This is a genomic window from Streptomyces hiroshimensis, from assembly GCF_014650335.1.
Classification (GTDB): Bacteria; Actinomycetota; Actinomycetes; order Streptomycetales; family Streptomycetaceae; genus Streptomyces; species Streptomyces hiroshimensis.
Genome location: NZ_BMUT01000020.1, coordinates 1 through 23646 on the forward strand (window position 1 = coordinate 1; position 23646 = coordinate 23646).

Sequence of the window (23646 nt, forward strand, 5' to 3'; positions counted from 1 at the left end):
GCCGCGACGGCGATCCGCCACGACGGCGCAGCCCGGCGGTGCCGTACGAGCTCCGCTGCGCTCGGCACCGCCGGACACGTCCGCTGTGGCGGATCGCCGTCGCGGCGGGTGGAAGTCGCCCGGCGTGCGGGCACTGCGAAGCGAAGGCCGTCCGGGCCGCCCGGAACCCCCGCTCGGCACCGCCGGACACGTCCGCTGGGGCGGATCGCCGTCGCGGCGGGCAAAGACTCCGGGGTACCCCGGACCGTGCAGGCGCGCCCCGCGTAAGGCTTGCTAGAAGCCTCGCGTGCGCTTTGCCGCACGGCGCCCCGCCGCTTCTCCCGGGACCTTGAGGAACATCCGGGCCATCTCGGAGCCCAGGTTCACCCCGATGGCGATGGCCAGCGCCAGCGCAGCGGCCTTGGTGAGGCTGGCGATGCCGGTGTTCAGCTCGTTCTTCGCGAAGTTCAGCAGCGCGAAGTACACGGCACTACCCGGCAGCAGCGGCCCGATCGCCGCCGTCACGTACGGCAGCGCGGACGCGTACCGGTAGCGCGAGAGCAGCTGCCCGAAGAGGCCGACGAGCCCGGCGGCGATGGCCGTGGCGGGCACGGGGTCCAGCCCGGCGGTGTCGGCGAGCGCGGCGTAGACCACCCAGGCGACCCCGCCGTTGAGCGTGGCGACCCACACGGAGTGGCGTTCCTGCTGGAGCAGCACCGCGAAGGCGAAGGACAGCAGCATCGCGGCGATGATCTGGATCACCGGCCGCTCCACGCGCTCCAGCGCCGCCTCCGGATTGAGTGTGGCCCCGCCGATGTGCACGCCCCCGTAGAGGACCATCAGCACGCCGCAGACGATGCCGGCGATCAGATAGCCGACTTCGAGGAGCCGGGCCGCCGCGGTGATGTAGTAGCCCGTCAGGCCGTCCTGGACGCCCGCCACGAGCGCCCGCCCGGGGATCAGGGCGAACAGCCCACCGGTGATCACCGCGGACGCCTGGACGTCCACGTAGTCGTGGAGGGCGCTCAGCGCCACGCCCATCGCCGCGGGCGGCAGCCCGGCAGCCACGAACTGGTAGAACTCCGGCAGCCCGCGCCCGGACGCGAGCCACGCCAGCCGGTCGCCCAGCATCGCGCCGACCGCGGCCGCGAGGAACACCACGAGCCCGCCGCCCACGAGCATGCTCGCCGCGCCGGCGAGCAGCCCGGAGGCGGCGGTCAGGCCCCAGCCGGGGTACGGGTGGCGGTTGCGGCGGATCTCGGCGAGGCCGCGGTAGGCCTCCTCCAGCGTCAGCCCCTGCGACGTGATGGCGTGGACGAGCCGGAAGACGGCGTCCAGGCGCGTGTAGTCGGTGCCGCGCCGCCGCACCGTGCGGTTGGCGGTGACCGGGTCGTCGACGAGGGACGGCTGGTAGCTGACGGTCAGCAGCGTGAAGGTGACCGTCGGCTCGCAGCGGTGGAGCCCGTAGGCGTGCGCGACGCCGAACATCGCCGCCTCCACGTCCTCGGCGCCCTCGCCGCCCGCGAGCAGCAGCTCGCCGATGCGCAGCGTCAGGTCGAGGACGCGCGGGACGGGCGGGCCGGGCTCGTCCTGCTTCGCGGCCCGCTCGGGGGCGGGCCGCTCGCCGACGGGCATGCGCAGCATGGTGCGCATGCGGTCCTGCCAGGGCGTGTCCTTGGTCAGGCTGACCTTGGGCGAGCCGTACGGCGGCGTGTAGCCGGGCAGGAGCGTGCTCAGGGTGGTGCTGGAGTCGGGGGCGACGGCACCCGCGGGGAGGGTGAAGGCCGAGCCTTCGGGCTCGCCGGGCGGCTCGGGGGCGACGCCCTCCGGTATGGCGAACTCCGAGGTCGGGTGCTCGTCCTCGGGCGGTGGCGGGAGCGGGACGCCGAGCGGCGGGGTGAAGGCGCTGCGCGCCTCGTCGGACTGGGGCTTGCGATCCTCCGGAGCCTCGCCGGCCCCATGACCACCCCGCTGCCGCTCAGCCACCTCGCGCTCCTCATACGCCCGCGCCGCCGGTGGAAGCCCGGCGGCGCACTAGCCCTAGGGTCACCATGCCTGATCAGGGGGGCGTGTGCCCAGTGGGGCGAGGTCCATGCGGAACGAAGAGCCGACGCAGGGCCGGCTCAGGACCGACGCAGGGGCGGCTCAGGGACGACGCAGGACCGGCTCAGGGACGACGCAGGACCGGCTCAGGGACGACGCAGAGCCGGCCCGACGGCCTCAGCGGCGCGCGTGGCGGCCGCGCTGCTGCTGCGCCGGCGGGCGGGGGCCGCCCACCGCGCCCGGGTGGCCGCCGCCCTGCGCCGCGGCCTTCTTGCTCTTGGAGCGGGCCCGCAGGAACTCGATGATGATCGGCACCACGGAGATCAGCACGATCGCGACCAGCATCATCTCGATGTGCTGGTGCACGAACTCGATCTTGCCGAGCGACGCACCGAGCAGCGTCACGCCGACGCCCCAGAGGATGCCGCCGATGATGTTGAAGATGAGGAACGAGCGGTAGTTCATCCGGCTCACGCCGGCGATGATCGGCGTGAACGTCCGGATCACCGGCACGAAACGGGCCAGGACCAGCGATTTCGGGCCGTACTTCTCGAAGAACTCGTGCGCCTTCTCCACATTCTCCTGTTTGAAGAGCTTGGAGTCGGGGCGCTTGAAGAGCGAGGGGCCGACCTTGCGGCCGAAGAGGTATCCGGCCTGGTCACCGAGGATCGCCGCGACCGCCACCAGCGTGCACACGATCCACAGCGGCTTGTCGATCTGGCCCGTGGTCACCAGCAGACCCGTGGTGAACAGCAGGGAGTCGCCCGGGAGGAAGAAGCCGATCAGAAGGCCGGACTCCGCGAAGACGATGGCCAGGACGCCGATCAGACCGAATTGCTCGATCAGATAGTTCGCATCCAGCCACTGGGGGCCGAGCGCGAGAGTGGTCGTGGGGGTCACGGGTGACAGGCTCCTGGGTCGAGGGCGCAGGCTCGTGCGAGGCCCGGGCACAGGCTGGGCGGGGTGATGTGCGGCCCCAAGTTACCAACGCGACCGGGGGCCCCCGCGTTCCAGTGTGCGGCAGCGGCCGGGCGAGGGCCGCCCCCGCGGCGTACACCCGCTCGGCGCAACCCCGGGGCCCCGGCATGCGTCCTGGTGAGGCACCGGCAAAACTGCACACACTGCACACACGGAGGTGGATGCGATGGGCATCGAGGAGTACGGCGGCGGACAGAGCCAGTCCGACGTCCTGGTCGTGACGACGAACGACGTCCCGGGCTACAAGGTGGACCGCGTCATCGGCGAGGTCTTCGGCCTCACCGTGCGCTCCCGCCACATCGGCAGCCAGATCGGTGCGGGCCTGAAGTCCCTGGTCGGCGGCGAGCTCAAGGGTCTGACGAAGACCCTGGTGGAGACCCGCAACCAGGCCATGGAGCGGCTGATCGAGCAGGCACGCGCGCGTGGCGCGAACGCGGTGCTGATGTTCCGCTTCGACGTCACGGAGGCGGCGGACGTGGGCACGGAGGTGTGTGCGTACGGCACGGCGGTGGTGATCTCGCCCCGTCCGTGACGGGACGGCCGGCGGGGCTGCCGTTCGGGCGGCAGGCGGACGCCGGCGGGGCGGCCCGGGCACAGGCCGGGCCGCCCCTGTTGTTCACGCATTGCGCACCGCGTTGTTCACGCGTTGCGCACCGCGTTGGCCAGGATGGCGTCCCGCAGGTAGACGGCCATGCCGGGCCGGATCGCCTCGTAGTTGGCGGTGAACCGCTCGTCTGTGATGTACATCTCGGCGAGGCCGGTGTGCATCTCGTAGCTGCATTCGTAGTGGAAGCGCCGGATCTGCTGCCGGTGCTCCTCGGCGAGGTCCATGGCCTCCGGGGACTCCGGTGCCGCACCGGTGGCCATGAGGGCGGCGATGCGCGCGTTGAGCCCGTCCACCTCGTCCTTGATCCGCTGCCAGTCCTCCTTCGTGTACGAGGCGGCCCGGCGCTGCGACTCGCGGTAGGCGTCCGTGCCGCCCCAGCGCCGCTCGACCTCCTCCGCGTGCGCGTCGGGGTCGAAGTCCCCGAACACCTCGAACTTCTCCTCCGGCGTGAGCTTGATGCCCATCTTCTTCGCCTCCATGGCGTGCTCCACGGCGGTGGCCATGCGCTGGAGCCGCTCGATCCGTTCGACGAGCAGACCGTGCTGGCGGCGCAGGTGCTCGGCCGGGTCCGCACCCGGCTCGTCGAGCAGCACCGCCACCTCCTCCAGCGGAAAGCCGAGCTCCCGGTAGAACAGGATCTGCTGCAGCCGGTCGAGATCGGCGTCGTCGTAGCGCCGGTGCCCGGCGTGACTGCGCTCACCGGGCGCGAGCAGCCCGATCTCGTCGTAGTGGTGCAGCGTCCGCACGGTCACCCCGGCGAGGGCGGCGACCTGTCCCACGGAGTAGCTCATCTCCGCTCCTTTCCCGTTACGGGCTTGCGGGCTCCACGGTGAGTCCTCCCGTTACGTGAGGTGCAAGTCCGTATTGTCGCGATCATGGCCCTGCACCGAGGCGAGAAGGCACCCGGCGACCGCTCCGCACGCCGCAGGCTGGCGGTGAACCCCTTCTACGGAGAGGCCGACCCGGTCGGCGGGATGGCCGCCGAGCCGCCGCGCCACCGGCTGCCCGACGGGCCGACGGCCCCGCACGCCGCGTACCAGATCGTCCACGACGAGCTGATGCTCGACGGCAACGCCCGGCTCAACCTGGCCACCTTCGTCACCACCTGGATGGAGCCCCAGGCGGCGGTGCTCATGGCCGAGTGCCGGGACAAGAACATGATCGACAAGGACGAGTACCCGCGCACCGCCGAGCTGGAGCGGCGCTGCGTGGCCATGCTCGCCGACCTCTGGCACGCCCCGGACCCGTCCACGGCCGTCGGCTGCTCGACCACCGGGTCGAGTGAGGCGTGCATGCTGGCGGGGCTGGCGTTCAAACGGCGCTGGGCCGCCCGCAACAGCCACCGGTACCCCTCCGCCGACGCCCGGCCGAACCTGGTGATGGGCGCCAACGTCCAGGTCTGCTGGGAGAAGTTCTGCAACTTCTGGGAGGTGGAGGCGCGCCAGGTGCCGCTGGCGGGCGACCGCTTCCACATCGACCCCGGCGCCGCGGCGGCCCTCTGCGACGAGAACACCATCGGGGTGGTCGCCGTCATGGGCTCGACGTTCGACGGCTCCTACGAGCCGGTGGCGGGCGTCTGCGCGGCCCTGGACGAGCTGCAGGGCCGTACGGGCCTGGACGTGCCGGTCCACGTGGACGGCGCGTCGGGGGCGATGGTCGCGCCCTTCCTCGACCCGGAGCTCGTCTGGGACTTCCGCCTGCCGCGCGTGGCCTCGATCAACACCTCCGGCCACAAGTACGGGCTGGTCTACCCGGGCGTGGGCTGGGCCCTGTGGCGCGATCGCTCCTCCCTCCCCGAGGAACTGGTCTTCCGCGTCAACTACCTGGGCGGCGACATGCCCACCTTCGCCCTCAACTTCTCGCGCCCCGGCGCCCAGGTGGCCGCCCAGTACTACACCTTCCTGCGGCTGGGCCGCGAGGGCTACCGCGCGGTGCAGCAGAACGGGCGCGACGTGGCGTGCCGCCTGTCCGGCCTGATCGAGGAGACGGGCGACTTCCGCCTCCTCACCCGCGGCGACGAGCTCCCGGTCTTCGCCTTCACCACCGCGGACGGCATCGACGCGTACGACGTCTTCGACGTCTCCCGCCGCCTGCGCGAACGCGGCTGGCTCGTCCCCGCCTACACCTTCCCGCCCGATCGCGAGGACCTCTCCGTCCTGCGCGTCGTCTGCCGCAACGGCTTCTCCCACGACCTGGCCGACCTCTTCATGGACGACCTCCGCGATCTCCTCCCGGAACTCCGCCGCCAGCCGGGCCCGCTGGGCCGCCCGGAGGCGATGGCGACGGCGTTCCACCACTAGGAGCCGGGAACGCCCGGCCGGGAACGCTCAGCCGGCCGTGGAGCCCGAGCCCGGCTCCGGGGCCATCCCGCCCCGCCACGGCTCGCCCTCGCCCGCCATCTCGTACGCCCCCGCCTCCAGGCGCTCGATGAGGCCGCGGGTCCATTCCCCGCCCGTCTCCGCCGTGTGCACCCACAGGCCCATGATCTCGGCGATGTGGCCCCAGTCCTCGCCCTCGGCCGGGGTCCAGTTGCGGTGGATCTCCTCGCGCCACTCCTCCAGGGCCGCCACCCGCTGTCTCAGCAGGGCGACGGCCTCGGCGCGCGGCAGGTCGACGAGGAAGCCCACGCCCGCCGTGAGGACGTCGATCTTCTCGTCGTGGGCGGACAGCGCGTGCCGCAGCAGCCGGAAGTACTCCTCCTGGCCGGCGGGCGTCAGCTCGTACTCCGTGCGCGGCGGGCCGCCGGCCTCGCTCGGCGCCGTGTCGTGGGCGATCATCAGCCCTTGCTTCGCCATGGCCTTGAGCGCGTGGTAGATCGACCCCGGCTTGGCGTTGGACCACTGGTGCGCGCCCCAGAACTCCAGGTCGTTGCGGACCTGGTAGCCGTGGGCCCGGCCGTGCCGGCGGACCGCGCCCAGGACCAGCAACCGGATCGCCGACATCGCGCCCTCAGCCTCCTCGTTCCACCGCTGTCCGGACACCCGGAGCGACACCCGGAGCGATGCCCGGACGATGCCCGGACGATGCCCAGATTAGGCGGAACGAGGGGCCGGGCCGCGTCAGGCCCCGTGCCCCGTCAGGCCCCGTCGTCCCCCGCGGCCAGCGCCACCAGCTCGAAGGCGGTCTTCCCGTCGAGGGACTCGCGGATGACGTCCGCGTGCCCGGCGTGCCGCGCGATCTCCTCGACCAGGTGGAGCAGCAGCCAGCGCATCGACACCCGCGAATCCTTCGGGAACCACGGCGCCTCGGGCAGCGGGAAGGTGTCCTCCAGGCTGGGCACGGAGCGGATGAACTTCTCCGTCTCCGCCGCCACCTGCTCCCAGTGGGCGAGCACCCCGGCGACCGTCTCGCCCTCCAGGAGCCGGAAGCCGTCGGCCCACGCCGACGGGTCCTGCTCGGACTCCTCCGCCCGGCCCTGCGCCAGCATCAGCCAGTTCTGCTCGGCCTGCATCACGTGCTTGAGCAGCCCGCCCAGGGACAGCTCGCTCGCGCTCGGCTTCAGCGCCGCCTGTTCGTCGGTCAGCCCGAGCACCGCCCGCCGCAGGGCGCCCCGCTGGGCTTCCACGAACGCCAGCAGGGTGCCGCGCTCGTCGGAGGGGTTCTTCTCGATGACGTGAGTAACCATGGGGTCCGCCTTTTCCTTCGCTCCGCTGGGCCGTTGAGCCGTTGAGCCGTTGAAGTAAAAGTAGGACCCCATGCGGTCAGGTTCTGTCCGCAACGCACGCCCGTACGAAGGATCCGGCTCAGAACGGGAAACGGCTCTTCCCGTGCTGGATCGAGATCCACTTCGTCGTCGTGAACACATCGACCATCGCGTCGCCGTTCAGCCGTCCCACGCCCGACGCCTTCTCGCCCCCGAAGGGCACGATCGGCTCGTCGTGCACGGTCCCGTCGTTCACATGGATCATTCCGGCGTCGATGCGCTTGGCCACGCGCACGCCGCGCTCGGTGTCCCCCGTGTGGACCGCGCCGCTCAGCCCGTACGGCGTGGCGTTGGCCAGCCGGACGGCCTCCTCCTCGCCGTCGAAGGGGATGATCAGCGCGACCGGCCCGAAGATCTCCTGGCCGAGGATCGCGGCGTCGGCCTTCAGCCCGGTCAGTACGGACGGCTCGACGAGCGTGCCCTCCGTCCGGCCGCGCACCAGCGCGGTCGCGCCGTCGGCGACGGCCTGCTCGACCAGGGAGCCGATGGCCTCGGCCTGCCCGGCGTTGATCAGCGGCCCGATGTGGGTGGCCGGGTCGCCCGGGTCGCCGACCTTGAGGCTCCGGACCTTCGCGACGAACTTCTCGGTGAACTCCTGCTCCACCGAGCGGTCGACGAGCACCCGGTTGGCGGCCATGCAGACCTGCCCCTGGTGGATGAAACGGCTGAATACCGCCGCCTCGACGGCGTAGTCGAGGTCGGCGTCGTCGAGGACGATCAGCGCGCTGTTGCCGCCGAGCTCCAGGACGGTCTTCTTGAAGTGGGACGCGGCGACCGTGGCCACGTGCCGGCCGACCTTGTCGGAGCCCGTGAACGAGATGACCTTCGGGACGGGGTGCTCGATGAGGGCGTCGCCGATCTCCGCGATGTCGGTGACGACGACGTTGAGCACACCCGCCGGCAGCCCGGCCTCCTCGAAGACCTTGGCCACCAGGCCGCCGCCGCATATGGGCGTGTTCTGGTGCGGCTTGAGGACGACGGCGTTGCCGAGGGCGAGGGCCGGCGCGACGGACTTCAGCGACAGCAGGAACGGGAAGTTGAACGGGCTGATGACCCCGACGACGCCGACCGGCACCCGGTAGAGGCGGTTCTCCTTGGTGTCGTTCGGGGAGGGCAGGATCCGCCCCTCGGCGCTCAGCGCGAGGTGCACGGCCTCCCGCAGGAACTCCCGCGCCAGGTGCAGCTCGAAGGCCGCCTTCAGGGCCGTGCCGCCGCACTCCGCGGTGATCGCGGCGGACAGCTCGGCCTCCCGGTCGTCGATGACGCGCAGCGCACGCTCGAAGACCAGCCGGCGGGTGTACGGATTGGTGCCGCCCCATGCGGGCTGGGCCCGCTCGGCGGCGCGGTAGGCCTGGTCGATCTCGTCCACGCCGGCGACGGTGATGGAGGCGAGCTTCTCCCCGTTGTACGGGTTGAAGTCGACGATGTCCCAGGAGCCGGTGCCGGACCGCCACTCGCCGTCGATGTACTGGAAGGCCAATTCTTCGAAGTAGGACATGTGCCATCCCTGCCTGGAGATACGGGGGCGCTCGGCGGCGCCCGAACCGGAATGCGCTCCTGATGGGACGTCATCGTACTGATGTGTCACATGAGTTGAAGCAGCCGCCTCAGCAGGTCCCGGGTGGCCGCCGGTGAGAGGCTGTCCTCGTGCAGCCGCTCCATCACCCTTCCGTACTGGGCGACTTCATCGGGCTTGTCGAGGTAGAGCGCGCTCGTGAGCTGCTCCAGGTAGACCACGTCCGACAGGTCCGACTCGGGGAAGCGGAGCATGGTGAAGGCGCCGCTCTCGCCCGCGTGCCCGCCGTGCGCGAAGGGCATCACCTGGAGGGTCACGTTGGCCTGCTCGGAGATGTCCATGAGGTGCTGCAGCTGCCCGCGCATGACGGCCTCGCCGCCGTACGGGCGGTGCAGTGCGGCCTCGTCCAGGACGGCGTGGAAGTGCGGGGCGCGCTCGGAGAAGAGCAGCTTCTGGCGCTCCATGCGCAGCGAGACGCGGCGCTCGACCTCCGCCTCGTCGGCCGCGGGCTGGCCGCGGACCACGACGGCCTGGGCGTACCCCTCGGTCTGCAGCAGCCCGTGCACGAACTGCACCTCGTAGATCCCGATGTGCGAGGCGGCTCCCTCCAGCCCCACGTAGGTCTGGAACCAGCCGGGGAGCACGTCCCCGTAGCTGTGCCACCAGCCGGCGACGTTGGCCTCGCGGGCAAGGCCGAGCAGCGCCTCGCGCTCCAGCTCGTCCGTGACCCCGTAGAGCGTCAGAAGGTCTTCCACATCGCGTGCCTTGAAGCTCACCCGGCCCAGCTCCATACGGCTGATCTTCGACTCGGACGCACGGATCGAGTAACCGGCCGCCTCTCGGGTTATCCCACGTGACTCACGCAGTCGCCTGAGCTGGGAGCCCAGGAGTATGCGGCGCACCACTGAACCGCTCGACTCGCTCGTGGCCATCGTTGCGACTCCTCCTCTTCCGGTTCCGTTCCCGGCCTTGCCGCGCTCGCCCTCTCCGGGGGCGACCCCCGCGGCCCCCGGCGGTGAAGTCTGCCATCTCCGGGCTCCGTTGAGTGTGCATTGAGTGTGCATCCGGCTACCCGGAGGGGAGTAGGCCGGAGGTCGTACGGAAGAGGGCGTAGGAAGAATTGCGGCCGAACGCTGACGTGCGCCCCCAAACCCCCCACGTGCACGTGCATCTGCCCTTGCATCCGCCATCCGCATTGGGAACGATGGGGAACGCACACGTGCGTGTCACGTCCACGATTGCCAGGAGTGCCTCGGATGGGTACCGAAGGATCGACTGTGCTCTCTCCTCTGTGGCGAGGGCTGCCACCGATCGCCCCATCGGCCGTCCCGAACTCGGCCTCCTGCGCGCTTCCACCCCGCTTCGAGGCGGTCAGGACGGCCCGCACCTTCACCAGAACGACCCTCCAGGGTTGGGGCCTGGCGGGCCTTTTCGACGACGTGGCCCTCGTGGTCTCGGAGCTGGTGACGAACTCCCTGCGCTACGCCCTGCCCGCCGAGCCGATATCCGGCGGCGAATTCGACCCCCCGGTGCGGCTGCACCTGATGCGGTGGACGTCGCGGCTCGTGTGCGCCGTGCGCGACCCCAGCGAGGAGAGCCCGACGGCCGGCGAGGCGGATGCGTCGGCGGAGTGCGGGCGGGGGCTATTCCTCGTCGAGTCCTTCAGCGACACCTGGGGCTGGCACCCACTGGCGGGGGCGCTGCACGGCAAGGTCGTATGGGCCCTCTTCCGGCTGCCGCGCGAGCAGCACGCTTAGCGGTAACCGGCCCCCGGTTCAGGCATCAGTCGGTCATCAGTCGGTCACCAGATAGTCGAATTCCCCGTCCTTGATCCCGCGCAGCATGGCGTCGATCTCCGCAGGGGTGTAGACGAGCGCCGGACCGTCCGGATGACGGGAATTGCGCACGGCGACCCCGCCACCCGGCAGCTTGGCGAACTCCACGCAGGAGCCCTGGGAGTTGGAGTGCCGGCTCTTCCGCCAGACGACGCCGTCGAGGTCCGCGGCAGCCATGCCGTTGTACGCGTGAGGCACAGGACTCTCCCGGAGAATTGCAGGGGCACCCCGGCACGCCCGGCGGCGAATGATGGGGTTGACAACTACTCGGGATCATAGCTGCGTTCACATGCTTCTGCATGAGCGAATGCACGTGCACTTACGGTGTTCCCACCACTACTTCAAGGTGACTACACCATCGTGACCAGGCGAACGACGACTACTTGCCCGTACTCGAATACGGCAGGAGTGCCATCTCACGTGCATTCTTGATCGCCCGGGCCAGCTGACGCTGCTGCTGAACGGTGACGCGGGTCACCCGGCGACTGCGGATCTTCCCCCGGTCCGAAATGAACTTCCGCAGCAGATCGGTGTCCTTGTAGTCGATGTACGTGATATCTGCCGCATCCAGGGGATTGGGGCGGGGCTTGAGGTTCTTGCGGTGGTCGGGGCGGCGCGGCATGAAAAGTCCTTGAAGGCAGGCGGGTCGGGAAACCGGGTCAGGAAACGGGGTCGAGGAGTTCGTCGAACGCAGCCGGGAGCAGCCGCCAGGCGTCGGGCCCGCCCGCGTATTCGGCGTCGGTCAGCAGGCACGACTCCAGCAGCGCGCGCAGCCCGTCGGCGTCGAGGCCGGGCGAGGTGAACGTGAGGTGCTGGACGCGGTCGCCGTGCTCGGGGTCCCAGTCGAGGGAGGCGGCGACGCGCCGGTCCGGCGGGACCATGTCCCAGGCGGCGTCCGGCAGCGCCGCGAGCCACGGCCCGGCGCTCTCCACGCACAGCGCGCCGCCCGCGGCGTCCCACGCCAGCAGCGTGTCCGGCCGGTCGGCGAGCCAGAAGCGGCCCCGGCTGCGCGCGGCGGCACAGCACAGGTCTTCCAGTGCGGCGTAGAGCCGTCCCGGGTGGAAGGGCCGGCGGCCCCGCCATACGAGGGTGGCGACGCCGTCGGCGTCGGCCTCCTGCGGCAGCAGCGCGCAGGCGGGGTGCTGGCGGGCCGCGGCGGCCTCCACGTCGAATCCGGCGACGGCTGCGGCCGCGAGTTCCACGGAATCGACGGCGATGTGGCGTGCGGTGGGGGCGAGTTGGGCGAGGAGGGCGTGGTCGGCGGCGTCGGCCGGGGCCACGGGCTCGCCGAAGGCGGTCCGCTCGCCGTCACCGGCGTCGTCGTCCTCCGCGGCGGTCCCCTCCGCCAGCGCGAGCACCGTCGGGTACTCCAGCTGGCGGGCGAAGGTGTCGGCCACGGTGCGCTGGTCGGCGGCCGCGGCGGCCAGCCCGGCCTCCGCGAGGTCGTCGCCGCAGCCGAGGGCGGGCAGGACGAGGGCGGGGTCCACGGCCGTGATCACGCCGGTGAGGCGCAGGTCCTCGCCCGCGTGGGCGGCCACGACCTCGGCCATGGCCTTGGGTTCGACGGAGTCCCACAGCTCGACGACGGCGAGCCGGCACGTGCCCGAGGCGGCGAGCCGCTCCAGCTCGGGGATGAGGTCCTCGCGCAGGGCGCAGCAGGCGCAGTCGTTGACGAGCGGCGCCTCGCCCTCGTCGAGCGTGCCGGTGCGGTCGCGCACGGTCCGGCGAACCGTTCCGGCGGAGGCGGTGGCCAGGTCGTGGTGGAGGGCGACGCTGCCGGGGACGGTCTGCAGGAGGCGCTCGACCGCGGCCCGGCGGGCGTCCGCGTGCAGACCGCCCACCAGGGCCACGGGCAAGGGGTGCGGCGCGGTCACCGCGGGCCTCCGCGTTCACCGTTGATGTTGCGGGCGCCGTAGCGGCGCTCGAACCGCTCGACGCGGCCGGCGGTGTCCAGGACCCGGGCCGTGCCGGTGTAGAAGGGGTGGCTCGCCGAGGAGATCTCGACGTCGATGACGGGATACGTCCTGCCGTCCTCCCACTCGACCGTCTTGTCGCTGGTGGCGGTCGAGCGCGTGAGGAAGGCGAAGCCGGCCGCGCGGTCACGGAAGACGACGGGGTCGTAGGGCGGGTGGATTCCGGGCTGCACGGCGGATCAGCGCTCCTCTCGGAAGGTGACGTGGCGGCCGACGACGGGGTCGTACTTGCGCAGTTGCATGCGGTCAGGGTCGTTGCGGCGGTTCTTGCGAGTCACGTAGGTGAATCCGGTCCCTGCGGTGGACCGGAGCTTGATGACGGGGCGTAGCTCGTTGCGGGCCATGGGGGCTACTATACAGAAATGGTTCCCATTTTCATTAAGGCTCTTCCGGAGCCCTCCCAGGAGGTCTGACCCTTGTCGGCGCACTGCCAGCTGACCGGCCGCAAGCCCGGGTTCGGCAACACCATCTCCCACTCCCACCGCCGCACTTCGCGGCGCTTCGACCCCAACATCCAGACCAAGCGCTACTGGCTCCCCGGCGAGGGGCGGTACGTGCGGCTGCGGCTGAGCGCGAAGGGGATCAAGACCGTCGACGCGATCGGCGTCGAGGCGGCCGTCGCCCGGATCCGGGCCCGCGGGGAGAAGGTCTGATGGCGAAGAAGAGCAAGATCGCGAAGAACGAGCAGCGGCGGCTGACGGTCGCCCGCTACGCGGCGCGGCGCGCCCTCCTCAAGGCCGTCATCCGCAACCCGCAGACGCCGGAGGAGGAGCGGCTGGCGGCGGAGCGCGAACTGCGGCGCCAGCCGCGGGACGCGAGCGCGACGCGCATCCGCAACCGCGACTCCGCGGACGGCCGGCCGCGCGGCTACTTCCGTACGTTCGGCCTGTCGCGCGTGAACCTGCGCAAGGAGGCCCACGCCGGGCACCTGCCGGGGGTGCGGAAGTCGAGCTGGTAGACGCCGGGGGCCGGCCGGTTGGGGCCGGCGAGCCCACGGGGGTACGGGGCCGGGCAGGCTTGAGGGGGCCCGCCCGGCCTCGGCGCCGGTCAGCCCGTCACGCGCCCGTCACCACCAGGCGGGCCGTGGAGAGCGAGCCGATGAGGGTGGCCACGTCGGCGGCGGCCCGCTCCGCGGGGAGGGCCGGATACCGCTCGGTGAGCAGCTGCGCCGCCCGCTCCGGGGTGCCGTCGAGCAGGGTGCGCAGGATGAGTGCGGCGGTGGTGTTGAGCTGCCAGTAGCTGCCTGACTGCTCGTCCAGCAGCACCATGCCGTCCTCGGTGTCCGTGGCGGACACGTCCCGGCGCAGGGTGAGGTTCACAGCGGTCCTCCAGTGGTCGCGTGAGGGCGTCCCCGGAATACCCACGCCTTCGCCCGTTACGCCGGACAGGCGAACCTTTCACACGGCAAGGGGGCAAGTGTGACGATAAGCCTGCTGCTGCCTCTGCCCAGCTCAGCCCACCCACTCGACGAGCTGGACCACGATGCCGTTCGGGTCCGTGACCTGGAACAGCCGCTCGCCCCAGGGCTCTTCGCGCAAGCGCATGGTGATGTCGGCGCCTTCGGCGCGCAGCCGCTTCTCCTCGGCCTCAAGGCCGGTGACGGTGAACACCACGGCCAGACCGGCGGCGCACTCGTCACGCCGCTCGGGCGGCAGCACCTCGATGCCGCGGCGCAGCAGAACGATGGCGACGGCAGCGTCGTCGCGCGTCAGCGAGACGAACCCGTCGGCCTCCATGGCCACTTGGTAGCCGAAGTGCGCGAGGAAGAAGTCCCGCGAGGCGCGCTCGTCGGCGACGGTCAGGGAGATGGTGGAAACGGAGACGCGCAAGGGGAGTCCTCTCGGGCAGAAACTTACGACCGACATAACTTTGCATCCAGCGCACGCTCTGCGTCAAGAGTATTTTTACGTCGAGAGTAAGATTGCGCCATGAGCGCCGAGACCATGGGACTCCGCGAGTCCAAGAAGCAGGAGACCAGGCAGCTGATCTCCGACCACGCCACCAGGCTCTTCCTCGCCCAGGGCTTCGAGCAGACGACGATCGCCGAGATCGCCGCAGCGGCCCGGGTGGCGAAGAAGACGGTCACCAACTACTTCCCGCGCAAGGAGGACCTGGCCCTCGATCACCACGAGGCGTTCGTGGAGAGCCTGGCCCGCGCCGTCGCGGACCGGACCGAGGGCGAATCGGCCCTCGCTGCGCTGCGGCGGTACTTCCTCACCGCAGTGGAGGAGCGCAGCCCTGTCGCAGGCTTCGCCGGATACGAGTTCGCACACATGATCAGCGAAAGCCCCACCCTCACGGCTCGGCTGCGCGAACTGCACGACCAGCGCGAGGAAGCCCTCGCCGAGGCGCTTGCCGAGGGCGCCGGCGGATCCAGGGGCGAAGGCGAGCGGATCGCGCCCCGGGCCGCCGCCACCCTCCTCGCAGCCGCCCAGCGCCTGCTCTTCGAGCGCATTCAGGAACTCACACTTGCGGGCCGATCGACCGACCGGATCGCCGGCACCGTCGCCAAGGAGGCCGCGTACGTCTTCGACCTGCTCGCCCCGTCGCTGGGCGACCACCCGGACGCCCGCAGGGGGTGAGCACGGATTCCCTCGGCTTGAACGTGTTCAAAAACAGGTCTACAGTCACGACCATCAGAGCTTTTGAACACGTTCAAGAAGGGCTGGGGACGTGGATCTCACAGTCGTCGCATACGTCATCTACCTGCTGCTCAGCCTGGGCCTCACGGTCTGGGTCGCGCGCACGCTGAGCCGCAACGGGCGCGTCTTCCTCGCCGATGTGCTGCACGGCAACGACAAGCTCGCGGAAGCGGTGAACCATCTGCTGGTGGTCGGCTTCTACCTGGTGAACCTCGGGTTCATCGCCCTGTACCTGCAGGACGACGGCACCGTCGCCGACGCCCGCGGGGTGTTCGAGGCGCTGTCGCAGAAGCTCGGCGTCGTCCTGCTGGTGCTCGGCGTCATGCACCTCGGCAACGTCTACGCCCTCAACAAGTTCCGCCGTCGCGGCATCCTGGACCGCGAGCAGGTCCCGCCCGTCCCTCCGCAGGGCTACGCGGGGCAGCAGGGCCCGTGGATCGCCCCGGCCGGCGGGCGCTGAGCCCGATGACCCCGATGGCGACGCCCACCGCCGTCGACCGGGACGCCCGGCGCGTCCCGGTCCGCCGGCTCACCGTGCTGTACGACGCACAGTGCTCACTCTGCACCTTCGTGCGCAACTGGCTCGCGAGGCAGCGTCAGCTCGTGCCGCTCGACCTGGTGCCGCTCGGGTCGGACGAGGCCCGGCGGCGCTTCCCGGAGCTCGACCACGGGGCCACGTTCGAGGAGATCACCGTGGTCGGCGACGGCGGGCAGGTCTACCGCGGGGCCGCCGCCTGGGTCGTGTGCCTGTGGGCGCTGGCCGAGTACCGGCCGCTCTCGCACCGCATGAGCACGCCGTCCGGCCTCCGCTTCGCCCGTAACGCCGTCCTGGCCGCGTCCAAGTACCGCGGGGCGTACTGGCAGCCCCAGCCCGCGCCCATGCCGGCGCCCGTACCTGCGCCCGCGCCCGGCACGAACGGCTGGACGTACCCCACCCCCTCGGTCTGCGACAGCGGCTGCGAGCCCGGCAGTGCCCCCGCGTGACCCCCGGCCTCTCGCAGGCCGCCCCGCCCGGATCGTCGGCCTCGCCGCCTTCGGCGCCGTGGCCGCACTGGCCGCCCTGGTCCTCCTCCTGACCCCGCCCGCCGGATCGGCGGAGCCCGGCGAACTCGTCGGTTCCTGGCGCGCCTACCAGGGCGCGCGGCTGACCCTCCGCGAGGACGGCACGCTCACCGCGGTGGGCGTCCCCACCGCCTTCTCCGAGGACGACGACGAGCGACCGGTCAAACGGTTCACGGGCACCGGAACCTGGCACCTGAAGAGAAAGCCCCGGCTCGGCCACCAGCGGATCCGGCTCACGCTCGGCGAGACGTTCGAAGTGTCGATCGCCGGCCAGGGCGCCCGCGACGGCCTCTTCATCAGACCCTCCCGGGACACCACCACCCAGTTCCGCTTCAAGAGGACCCCTTAGGCTCTGAACCGTGCCAGCAGCAGAGAACGAGCCCCGGCCCGGGAAGAGCGAGCAGACCCGCACCCTGATCCTGGAGACCGCGATGCGGCTCTTCCAGGAGAGCGGCTACGACAAGACCACCATGCGGGCCATCGCCAAGGAGGCCGGGGTCTCCGTCGGCAACGCGTACTACTACTTCGCCGGCAAGGAACACCTGATCCAGGGCTTCTACGACCGGATCGCCTCCGAGCACCAGGCCGCGGTCCGCGAGGTGCTGGACCGGGAGACCGATCTGGAGGCGCGGCTCTCCGGCGTCCTGCAGGCCTGGCTGGACATCGCCACGCCGTACCACGAGTTCGCGGCCCAGTTCTTCAAGAACGCCGCCGACCCGGACTCCCCGCTGAGCCCCTTCTCGGCCGAGTCCGAGCACGCGCGCGAAGCCGCCATCGACGTCCACCGCGAGGTGCTCGCCGGCGCCAAGGCCAAGGTCCCGGCCGAGCTCGCCGACGTCCTCCCCGAGCTGATGTGGCTCTCCCAGATGGGCCTCGTCCTCTACTGGGTCTTCGACCGCTCCCCCGACCGCGAACGCACCCGCCGCCTCGCCGACCGCGGCGCCCGCCTGACGACACGCGGCATCTCCCTGGCCCGCTTCCGCGTACTCCGCCCGCTCGTCCTCGAAATCCACGAGCTCTTCACGGACTTCCTCCCCGGCATGGCCCAGACGGCGGTCGCCCGCAAGTCCTGAGACCGGTCCCGGCCGCTACCGGGCACGCAGCCCGATAGCGGAAGCGAGCTCCCGCGCGCCGGCGGTATGCGGACGCCGGTTGATCAGCTCATCGGCTACGCGGCGGATGGCAGGCCGGTCGCGTACCTCGGCAGGGGAGACGCGGAGGGCTTCCAGAAGGGCGTCAGCGGTCTGCTGGGGTTTGCCCCACTGCCACCAGGCGCGGGCGAGATCGGTATGCATGCGGGCCCGGCGTTCTGCGGTGGGGAACTGCCCGGGGTGCAGCGTGCGCCCGGCTTGGAGGGCGGTTCCGGCGTCACCGAGGGCCTGGTCGCGGTCGCCGGTGCGGGCCGCCGCCCCCGGGCCCACCTGTGGCTCAACCGGGCGGAGTTCCGTCAAGGCCGCCTGACGCGACCGCGGGCGGCGGTACGGTGACGGACTCACGTGGCCCCACCGTTCCCCCGAGGAGCCTCATGCCCCGCCCGCCCCTCACTCCGGCCGAATACTGGGACCTGTACAAGCCGTACCGTGGGGAGGGCGAACAGCCGGCCCCATCGGCCGAGCGGTTCGAGTGGACGCAGTTCCCCGGACACGGCCCCGGCCCGGAGCTCCTCGGCACCCCGCGCACCGTCCTGGAACTCGGCTCCGGTGAAGGCGCCGACGCCGTTCACCTCGCGCGCCGCGGCGTACAGGTGACCGGTGTCGACTTCTCCGCGGTCCAGATCGCCCGTGCCCGCCGCTGGTGGTCACACGTCCCGGGCGTCACCTTCGTGCACGCGGACGTGTGCGGCTTCCTCATGTCCGAGGCGACCGAGTACGACGCGATCTACTCCATGTGGGGAGCAGTCTGGTTCACCGACCCCGAGCAACTCCTCCCGCTGGTGGCCAAGCGCCTCGGACCCGGCGGAGTCGTCGTGTTCAGCCACGCAGAACCAAGCCCCGGCACGCATGGGGCTCAGCAGATGCACGGGAAGTGGCTCGAAGGCCGCGAGCGCGAGCTGACAGTGCTGCGCTGGCAGTACGCGCCCGCCGCCTGGGCCGACCTGCTCAAGCGGAGCGGTTTCGCCCACGTCGACGCCTGCATCGTGCCCCCTCCGGGAGACGAGCCCCTGGGCACCTTGCTCGTACGCGCCGAAGTGGCCTGAGCAGCCGCCCCCGGCGGTCACTCGGCCCTGGCAAGGCTCTACTGCAGTGCCCGCTTGCGGGCCTCGTCCGCCCGGCTGCTCGCCCGGCCGGATGCGACCAAGGCGATGAGGGTCGAAGGTATCCAGCCCCACTTGGCGACGAAGTCCGCGATCATGCCGGTGACCGAGTCGTCGTCGGTGAAGAAGGCGACGGCGATCGCCACGATCCCGCAGAAGAGCCAGGCGCTCCAGATGTCCTTCTGGGTGTCTTTCGCCGCAGCCTTGATGTCGTTGTAGCCGTCAGCCATGGGGCCCCCTCCGTCGCAGTCTGCGGATCCTAACAAGCAAACGATCACGCAGCCGCTCCGTCAGGAACCGGCGGGAGCCTAGGCCTTCGGAGACTTGGCGGCGACGAACGAGCCCATGCCGGGGGTAGTGACGATCAGGCCCTCGGCGCGGAGGGCGGCGGTGACCTTGCGGACCGTTGTCCGCGCGACATCGAATTCCTGCTCCATACGCACCTCGGAGATGAGGTGGTTGAGCGGATATTCACCGCTGGCGATGCGCTGCCGAATCACGTCGGCGATCTGCATCCACTTCGGTCGCGTCGGGTCGTACTCCATCACGCCGCTGACTGTAAACAGCAGTATGCAACCGAACATAGAGCCTACTCTAGACGGCTAGGTGTAGACAGGGCACTCCAGGGGGCTCTAGGGTAGGCGCACTCAAGACCCCCGCGGCCGCGGTAACGGCCCGGGGGCATGGCCACCAGCTACGACAGGAGCTGATGACGTGAAGGACTCTATCTCCCGCCTGCTCGCCCGGACGAGGGCTCTCTTCAGCCGTCGCGCGGCGCCCGAAACCCCCGTCGCGCCGCCCCCGAAGGTGCCTCCGAAAGCGCTCCCGGCGCCCCGTACCCCCGAGCCTCTCCGGCCCGAACCCCTCCGGCCCCACTGCGGGGTCTACGTCTGGGCGACCGCCCACGGGATCGATCTCCGGCCCACCTCCCCGCTGGGCGCCTGCACCTGTGCGGGCAAACCGCACGCCGCCACCGACGCCGACGCGCTCCGCGCCAAAGTGCGCGAGGTCAATTACCGCAGCACCTGGGGGAAATGACGCCCGTCAGCCCGTGCGCGGCAGCAGCAACAGCTGGTCGGCGTAGCACCACGCCCATTCCTCGCCCGGTTCGAAGGACCGGGCGAGGTCGTGGCCTTCCTCCACGCGCGCGTGTGCGCTCGCATGGCGGTTCGGGGAGCTGTCGCAGCAGGCGACGTGGCCGCAGACGAGGCATTCGCGCAGGTGCACCCAGGTGCTGCCGATGCGCAGGCAGTCCTCGCAGCCTTCCGTCGTGCTGGGGGTGACCTCCGCGGCCGCCTCGTCCAGGTGGGCGCAGTCCCGCTGTGTCGGGCGGCCCTCCACGTCCGCTGCCACCTGCCAGGTTCCAGTCATGTCCCCAACGTAGCCCGGCACGCGCAATCCCGCAGGTCAGGGCGATTGTCAGACCCCCCTGGCAGGATCGTTCGCGTGAGGTTGGCGGTGGCGGAGACGGGCGACGGGGGTGTCCGTCTCCGCGCCGTCGATCTCCTGGGGAGGCCCGCCGGGCCGGTCGCGTCCGCGGGCAGCCTGGCCGAGGCCGTGCGGTCGCATCCGCACGTCGAGCGGTGGGTGTGGCGGTCCACCGCCCGCCATTACCCGCAGCTGCTGGAAGCCGGGCTGCGCGTCGAGCGGTGTTACGACGTGGAGGCGGCCGAGAGCCTGCTCGTCGGGCATGAGGAGGGGCAGTCCGGGCAGCCCCGGTCGCTCGCCGCGGCGTGGGCGCGGCTGCGCGGCCTGCCCGTGCCCGCCGATCCGCCGCCGCGGGCCGCCGGCGGGCAGCCGTCGCTGTTCGAGCCCGGCCCCGTGCCGCTGCCGCCCGGCACGGATCCGCTGGAGGCGCTCATCGAGGTCCATGCCGCGCAGATCGCCCGGGCCGGGGCCGGCGAGCACCCCGGGCGGATCCTGCTCCTCCTCGCCCTGGAGTCCGCGGGCACCCTGATCGCCGCCGAGATGCACCGGGCCGGCCTGCCCTGGCGGGCCGACGTCCACCGCGCCCTGCTGGATGAGCTGCTGGGCGAGCACTTCCCCGGCGGGCTGGAGCCGCGGCGGCTGGCCGAGCTGGCGGAGGCCGTCTCCAGCGCATTCGGCGAAGCGGGCGGGCGCGTGCGCCCCGACCTGCCCGCCGACATCATCCGGGCCTTCGCCCGCCAGGGCATCCCCCTGTCCTCCACGCGCGCGTGGGAGCTCAAGACGATCGATCACCCCGCCGTCGAGCCCCTGCTGCAGTACAAGAAGCTCTACCGGCTGCACACCGCCCACGGCCGCTCCTGGCTGCAGACGTGGGTGCGCGAAGGCCGTTTCCGCGCCGAGTACGTGCCGAGCGGCTCCGTATCCGGCCGCTGGACCACCAACGGCGGGGGCGCGTTGCAGATCCCGCGCGTCGTGCGCCGGGCCGTCGTCGCCGACCCCGGCTGGCGGCTGGTGGTCGCCGACGCCGATCAGATGGAGCCGCGCATCCTGGCCGCCGTCTCCCGCGACCCGGGGCTGATGGAGGCGGCGGGCGGCGAGCGCGATCTGTACGCGGCGCTGTCCGACCGGGCCTTCGCCGGGGACCGCGAGCGGGCCAAGATGGCGATGCTCGGCGCGATCTACGGCCAGACCTCCGGCGACGGCCTGAAGCACCTCGCGGACCTGCGCCGCCGCTTCCCCGCCGCGGTCGCCCTCGTGGACGAGGCGGCGCGCGCGGGCGAGGAAGGCCGCCTCGTACGGACGTGGCTCGGGCGCACCTGCCCGCCCTCCTCCACGGCTCTGCCCGAGGAAGCTGGTCTCCCCCAGGCCGCCGAGCAGGACGGCTACGGCAGCACCCCCGCCGGTCGCGCCCGCGGCCGCTTCACGCGGAACTTCGTCGTGCAGGGCAGCGCCGCCGACTGGGCCCTGGCGATGCTCGCGGCCCTGCGCCAGGAGCTCGCAGGGCTCCGCGCCGAGCTCGTCTTCTTCCAGCACGACGAGGTCATCGTGCACTGCCCCGACGCCGAGGCGGCCGTCGTCCGCGAGGCCATCCGCACCGCCTCCGCCCGGGCCGCGCGCGTCGTCTTCGGGGAGACGCCCGTGCTGTTCCCGTTCACGACGGCGGTCGTGGAGTGCTACGCCGAAGCGAAGGCCGAAGCAACAGCCTAGGCAAAGGACGCGAATCCGGTGCCCGGCGCCGCGGCGCTGCCCTGACAGCGCGTCAGCACGCCGGTCCGGGGTCCCCCATGCGGCCCACTCCAGCGCGCACACCGTCCTCCGGACGCGCACGCTGACCGCAGGGGCGCCCGGCGGCGGCCCGACCAGGATCCCGAACCGCCGACCAGGGGAGGCCCTGTCATGACGTCCTTCAGCCTTGAGCAGCTGCGCCGCTGCACCATCGCCGTGGACCTCGGGGCGGCCCGCACACGCGTCTACCTCCGCGACAACGGGCTGATCGTGGACGAGCCGAGCGCCGCCGCGATCAACACCAGGACCGGCTCGCTGATCGCGGTCGGCGGGGCCGCCGAGGGCATGTCGGGCCGTACGCCCCACCACATCACCGTCGTCCGGCCCATCTCCGGCGGCACCGTCGTCGACATCGACATGGCCCAGCGCATGCTCCGTCACCTCGTCGGCGAGAAGGTGCGCCGGGTCTGGCGGCGCAAGCCGATGCTGCGTGCCGCCGTGTGCCTGCCGCACGATGCCGAGCCGCTCGCGCGGCGCGCGGCCGTGGAGACGCTGATGGGCCTGGGGACGCGCCGCGTGGAGCTGGTCGACACGCTCATCGCCGCCGCCGTGGGCTGCGGGATGCCCGTCGAACTGCCCGAGGCGACGATGATCGTGGTGTGCGGGGCGGCCTCCACACAGGTCGCGGTGTTGTCCCTGGGGGCGATCGTGGCGGCGGAGAAGGTCCTGGTCGGCGGTGACGCCATGGACTACGCGGTCGTCGAGCACCTGCGCCGCCGCCACGAGCTCATGCTGCCGACGCAGGGACTGCACCCGCTGCACCTCGCGCTGAGCGCGGATCCGATGGAGGAGAGCGCGGAGGTGCGCGGCCGGGACGTGGCGACGGGGCTGTCCCGGACGGTCATGGTGAACACCGCCGAAGTGCGCGAGGTCATGCACATGCCCCTGACGGCCGTGCTGGACGCGATCGGCCGGGTGCTGCGCGCCTGCCCGCCCGACCTCGTGGCGGACCTCGTCGAGCGGGGCGTGATGCTCGCGGGCGGCAGCGCGGTGCTGCCGGGCCTGGACCGGATGATCGCCGATGCGACGGGGATGACCGTGCGCATCGCCGACCAGCCCGACGTGTGCTCGGTGCTGGGGCTCGGCGCGATGATGGAGGGCAAGGTGCAGCCGCTGCACCTGGATCCGCTCGCGTCGTCGTGACGCTGCACAGCATGTCGTCGTGACGCTGCGCCGCACGTCATCGTGACGTGCCGCATGCCCTCGTGACGTAGCGCCGCGTGCCCTCGTGACGTAGCGCCGCGTGCCCTCGTGACGTAGCGCCGCGTGCCCTCGTGACGTAGCGATGCCGCGCCGCGCCGCATTGTGGCGTTCTGGGAACTTCCGCACCCTCCTCCCCCGTTCTCCCCGTACACCCCCGTTATGTATGAGGAGAACAGCAAATGGCGCTCTGGGACCGGCTCAAGGACTCCGCGACGACGATGCAGGGTCAGCTGGTGGCGAAGAAGAACGAGCTGAAGAGCGGCGCGTTCCGTGACGCGAGCATGGCCATGTGTGCCCTGGTGGCCGCCGCCGACGGCTCGATCGACGCCTCGGAGCGGCAGCGCGTCGCCTCGCTGATCGCCACCAACGAGGTGCTGCAGAACTTCCCCGCGGACGACCTGCAGGCCCGTTTCAACGACTACTGCCAGAAGCTCACGGTCGATTTCGACTTCGGCAAGGTCAGCGTGATGCAGACCATCGGCAAGGTGCACAAGAAGCCGACCGAGGCCCGTGCGGTCATCCAGATCGGCATCGTCATCGGCGGCGCCGACGGCGACTTCGACAAGACCGAGCAGGCCGTCGTCCGCGAGGTGTGCTTCGCGCTGGGCATCAACCCGGCGGAATTCGACCTCTGACAG

General features: G+C 71.4%; 32 protein-coding genes and 1 pseudogene. 15 read left to right on the plus strand and 18 right to left on the minus strand.

Annotated elements, in window-relative coordinates; genetic code table 11:
- Positions 1–273: 273 nt before the first annotated feature.
- Positions 274–1965 carry a threonine/serine exporter family protein gene (locus IE241_RS31300; RefSeq protein ID WP_190025252.1) on the minus strand — a complete coding sequence of 564 codons (1692 nt, stop codon included), beginning with the start codon at positions 1963–1965 and terminating at the stop codon, positions 274–276.
- A gap of 234 nt (positions 1966–2199) precedes the next feature.
- Positions 2200–2922, minus strand: a complete 723-nt coding sequence (locus IE241_RS31305) for a DedA family protein (RefSeq protein ID WP_190025253.1) — start codon at positions 2920–2922, stop codon at positions 2200–2202.
- 244 nt (positions 2923–3166) lie between these two features.
- Here IE241_RS31305 and IE241_RS31310 point away from each other — a divergent pair, with 244 nt between their 5' ends.
- On the plus strand, positions 3167–3532 hold the full coding sequence (locus tag IE241_RS31310) for a YbjQ family protein (protein ID WP_106674457.1): 366 nt from the start codon (positions 3167–3169) through the stop codon (positions 3530–3532).
- A gap of 107 nt (positions 3533–3639) precedes the next feature.
- On the opposite strand, the gene IE241_RS31315 is transcribed toward IE241_RS31310, so the two are convergent.
- Positions 3640–4398 carry a MerR family transcriptional regulator gene (locus tag IE241_RS31315; RefSeq protein WP_190025254.1) on the minus strand — a complete coding sequence of 253 codons (759 nt, stop codon included), beginning with the start codon at positions 4396–4398 and terminating at the stop codon, positions 3640–3642.
- An 84-nt stretch (positions 4399–4482) separates the two neighbouring features.
- Here IE241_RS31315 and gad point away from each other — a divergent pair, with 84 nt between their 5' ends.
- Entirely contained in the window at positions 4483–5907 is a 1425-nt protein-coding gene (gad, locus tag IE241_RS31320; protein WP_190025255.1) for a glutamate decarboxylase, read from the plus strand.
- Positions 5908–5934: 27 nt separating this feature from the next.
- On the opposite strand, the gene IE241_RS31325 is transcribed toward gad, so the two are convergent.
- From IE241_RS31325 to IE241_RS31340, 4 genes are all read right to left on the minus strand, one after another.
- Complete coding sequence (locus tag IE241_RS31325) at positions 5935–6549, minus strand: PadR family transcriptional regulator (protein WP_190025256.1); 615 nt, start codon at positions 6547–6549, stop codon at positions 5935–5937.
- A 134-nt stretch (positions 6550–6683) separates the two neighbouring features.
- Complete coding sequence (locus tag IE241_RS31330; RefSeq protein ID WP_190025257.1) at positions 6684–7232, minus strand: DinB family protein; 549 nt, start codon at positions 7230–7232, stop codon at positions 6684–6686.
- 118 nt (positions 7233–7350) lie between these two features.
- Positions 7351–8808, minus strand: coding sequence for an aldehyde dehydrogenase family protein (locus IE241_RS31335; RefSeq protein ID WP_190025258.1), 1458 nt, complete (start codon positions 8806–8808; stop codon positions 7351–7353).
- An 86-nt stretch (positions 8809–8894) separates the two neighbouring features.
- Positions 8895–9758: a Sco1979 family transcriptional regulator gene (locus tag IE241_RS31340; RefSeq protein ID WP_190025259.1), complete on the minus strand. Its 864-nt coding sequence runs from the start codon at positions 9756–9758 to the stop codon at positions 8895–8897.
- Positions 9759–10082: 324 nt separating this feature from the next.
- Between IE241_RS31340 and IE241_RS31345 the strand changes: the two genes are divergently transcribed.
- Positions 10083–10583: an ATP-binding protein gene (locus IE241_RS31345; RefSeq protein ID WP_190025260.1), complete on the plus strand. Its 501-nt coding sequence runs from the start codon at positions 10083–10085 to the stop codon at positions 10581–10583.
- 36 nt (positions 10584–10619) lie between these two features.
- Here the strand turns inward: IE241_RS31345 and IE241_RS31350 are convergent, their stop codons facing one another.
- The 5 genes from IE241_RS31350 to rpmG form a co-directional block, all read right to left on the minus strand.
- Positions 10620–10859: a DUF397 domain-containing protein gene (locus tag IE241_RS31350; protein ID WP_106674436.1), complete on the minus strand. Its 240-nt coding sequence runs from the start codon at positions 10857–10859 to the stop codon at positions 10620–10622.
- Positions 10860–11040: 181 nt separating this feature from the next.
- Positions 11041–11283 carry a 30S ribosomal protein S18 gene (gene rpsR / locus IE241_RS31355; protein ID WP_190025261.1) on the minus strand — a complete coding sequence of 81 codons (243 nt, stop codon included), beginning with the start codon at positions 11281–11283 and terminating at the stop codon, positions 11041–11043.
- A gap of 37 nt (positions 11284–11320) precedes the next feature.
- Positions 11321–12535 carry a CobW family GTP-binding protein gene (locus IE241_RS31360; RefSeq protein ID WP_229900114.1) on the minus strand — a complete coding sequence of 405 codons (1215 nt, stop codon included), beginning with the start codon at positions 12533–12535 and terminating at the stop codon, positions 11321–11323.
- On the minus strand, positions 12532–12807 hold the full coding sequence (locus tag IE241_RS31365; protein ID WP_190025262.1) for a type B 50S ribosomal protein L31: 276 nt from the start codon (positions 12805–12807) through the stop codon (positions 12532–12534). The genes IE241_RS31360 and IE241_RS31365 overlap by 4 nt, the downstream gene beginning before the upstream one ends.
- Positions 12808–12813: 6 nt before the next feature.
- A complete protein-coding gene (rpmG, locus tag IE241_RS31370) occupies positions 12814–12978 on the minus strand; it encodes a 50S ribosomal protein L33 (protein ID WP_190025263.1) in 165 nt (54 codons plus the stop codon).
- Between the two features lie 72 nt (positions 12979–13050).
- On the opposite strand from rpmG, the gene rpmB reads away from it, so the two are divergent.
- Together rpmB and rpsN are read left to right on the plus strand one after the other, a co-directional pair.
- Positions 13051–13287 (plus strand): 50S ribosomal protein L28, encoded by a 237-nt coding sequence (gene rpmB, locus IE241_RS31375; RefSeq protein ID WP_190025264.1) that lies wholly within the window; start codon positions 13051–13053, stop codon positions 13285–13287.
- Positions 13287–13592 carry a 30S ribosomal protein S14 gene (rpsN, locus tag IE241_RS31380; protein WP_190025265.1) on the plus strand — a complete coding sequence of 102 codons (306 nt, stop codon included), beginning with the start codon at positions 13287–13289 and terminating at the stop codon, positions 13590–13592. Before rpmB ends, rpsN begins: the two co-directional genes overlap by 1 nt.
- Positions 13593–13689: 97 nt before the next feature.
- On the opposite strand, the gene IE241_RS31385 is transcribed toward rpsN, so the two are convergent.
- Together IE241_RS31385 and IE241_RS31390 are read right to left on the minus strand one after the other, a co-directional pair.
- The gene (locus tag IE241_RS31385; RefSeq protein ID WP_190025266.1) at positions 13690–13953 is read right to left on the minus strand and encodes a lasso peptide biosynthesis PqqD family chaperone; all 264 of its coding nucleotides are present in this window, start codon (positions 13951–13953) and stop codon (positions 13690–13692) included.
- A gap of 132 nt (positions 13954–14085) precedes the next feature.
- Positions 14086–14463, minus strand: a complete 378-nt coding sequence (locus IE241_RS31390; protein ID WP_190025267.1) for a VOC family protein — start codon at positions 14461–14463, stop codon at positions 14086–14088.
- Positions 14464–14562: 99 nt separating this feature from the next.
- On the opposite strand from IE241_RS31390, the gene IE241_RS31395 reads away from it, so the two are divergent.
- The 5 genes from IE241_RS31395 to IE241_RS31415 all read left to right on the plus strand — a co-directional run bounded on the left by IE241_RS31395 (position 14563) and on the right by IE241_RS31415 (position 17411).
- Positions 14563–15216 (plus strand): TetR/AcrR family transcriptional regulator, encoded by a 654-nt coding sequence (locus IE241_RS31395; RefSeq protein ID WP_229900116.1) that lies wholly within the window; start codon positions 14563–14565, stop codon positions 15214–15216.
- A 91-nt stretch (positions 15217–15307) separates the two neighbouring features.
- On the plus strand, positions 15308–15736 hold the full coding sequence (locus tag IE241_RS31400) for a hypothetical protein (protein ID WP_190025268.1): 429 nt from the start codon (positions 15308–15310) through the stop codon (positions 15734–15736).
- 14 nt (positions 15737–15750) lie between these two features.
- Complete coding sequence (locus IE241_RS31405; protein ID WP_373300811.1) at positions 15751–16260, plus strand: thiol-disulfide oxidoreductase DCC family protein; 510 nt, start codon at positions 15751–15753, stop codon at positions 16258–16260.
- The gene (locus IE241_RS31410; protein WP_190025270.1) at positions 16247–16687 is read left to right on the plus strand and encodes a hypothetical protein; all 441 of its coding nucleotides are present in this window, start codon (positions 16247–16249) and stop codon (positions 16685–16687) included. The genes IE241_RS31405 and IE241_RS31410 overlap by 14 nt, the downstream gene beginning before the upstream one ends.
- Before the next feature lie 82 nt (positions 16688–16769).
- Positions 16770–17411, plus strand: a complete 642-nt coding sequence (locus tag IE241_RS31415; protein WP_190025326.1) for a TetR family transcriptional regulator — start codon at positions 16770–16772, stop codon at positions 17409–17411.
- A 15-nt stretch (positions 17412–17426) separates the two neighbouring features.
- Here IE241_RS31415 and IE241_RS34505 read toward each other — a convergent pair.
- A pseudogene (locus IE241_RS34505) lies at positions 17427–17717 on the minus strand (transcriptional regulator); the annotation flags it as partial.
- Between the two features lie 146 nt (positions 17718–17863).
- Between IE241_RS34505 and IE241_RS31425 the strand changes: the two are divergent.
- A complete protein-coding gene (locus IE241_RS31425) occupies positions 17864–18535 on the plus strand; it encodes a class I SAM-dependent methyltransferase (RefSeq protein WP_190025272.1) in 672 nt (223 codons plus the stop codon).
- A gap of 38 nt (positions 18536–18573) precedes the next feature.
- Here the strand turns inward: IE241_RS31425 and IE241_RS31430 are convergent, their stop codons facing one another.
- Complete coding sequence (locus IE241_RS31430; RefSeq protein WP_190025273.1) at positions 18574–18822, minus strand: hypothetical protein; 249 nt, start codon at positions 18820–18822, stop codon at positions 18574–18576.
- A gap of 78 nt (positions 18823–18900) precedes the next feature.
- Entirely contained in the window at positions 18901–19137 is a 237-nt protein-coding gene (locus IE241_RS31435; protein WP_373300813.1) for a GntR family transcriptional regulator, read from the minus strand.
- A gap of 169 nt (positions 19138–19306) precedes the next feature.
- Here IE241_RS31435 and IE241_RS31440 point away from each other — a divergent pair, with 169 nt between their 5' ends.
- The gene (locus IE241_RS31440) at positions 19307–19630 is read left to right on the plus strand and encodes a hypothetical protein (protein ID WP_190025275.1); all 324 of its coding nucleotides are present in this window, start codon (positions 19307–19309) and stop codon (positions 19628–19630) included.
- Positions 19631–19636: 6 nt separating this feature from the next.
- Here IE241_RS31440 and IE241_RS31445 read toward each other — a convergent pair whose 3' ends face one another.
- Positions 19637–19963: a UBP-type zinc finger domain-containing protein gene (locus IE241_RS31445; protein ID WP_190025276.1), complete on the minus strand. Its 327-nt coding sequence runs from the start codon at positions 19961–19963 to the stop codon at positions 19637–19639.
- 75 nt (positions 19964–20038) lie between these two features.
- Between IE241_RS31445 and IE241_RS31450 the strand changes: the two genes are divergently transcribed.
- From IE241_RS31450 to IE241_RS31460, 3 genes are all read left to right on the plus strand, one after another.
- Positions 20039–21727 (plus strand): bifunctional 3'-5' exonuclease/DNA polymerase, encoded by a 1689-nt coding sequence (locus IE241_RS31450; protein ID WP_190025277.1) that lies wholly within the window; start codon positions 20039–20041, stop codon positions 21725–21727.
- A 189-nt stretch (positions 21728–21916) separates the two neighbouring features.
- Positions 21917–22948, plus strand: a complete 1032-nt coding sequence (locus IE241_RS31455; RefSeq protein ID WP_190025278.1) for a rod shape-determining protein — start codon at positions 21917–21919, stop codon at positions 22946–22948.
- A 239-nt stretch (positions 22949–23187) separates the two neighbouring features.
- A complete protein-coding gene (locus IE241_RS31460) occupies positions 23188–23643 on the plus strand; it encodes a tellurite resistance TerB family protein (protein WP_190025279.1) in 456 nt (151 codons plus the stop codon).
- Positions 23644–23646 lie beyond the last annotated feature (3 nt).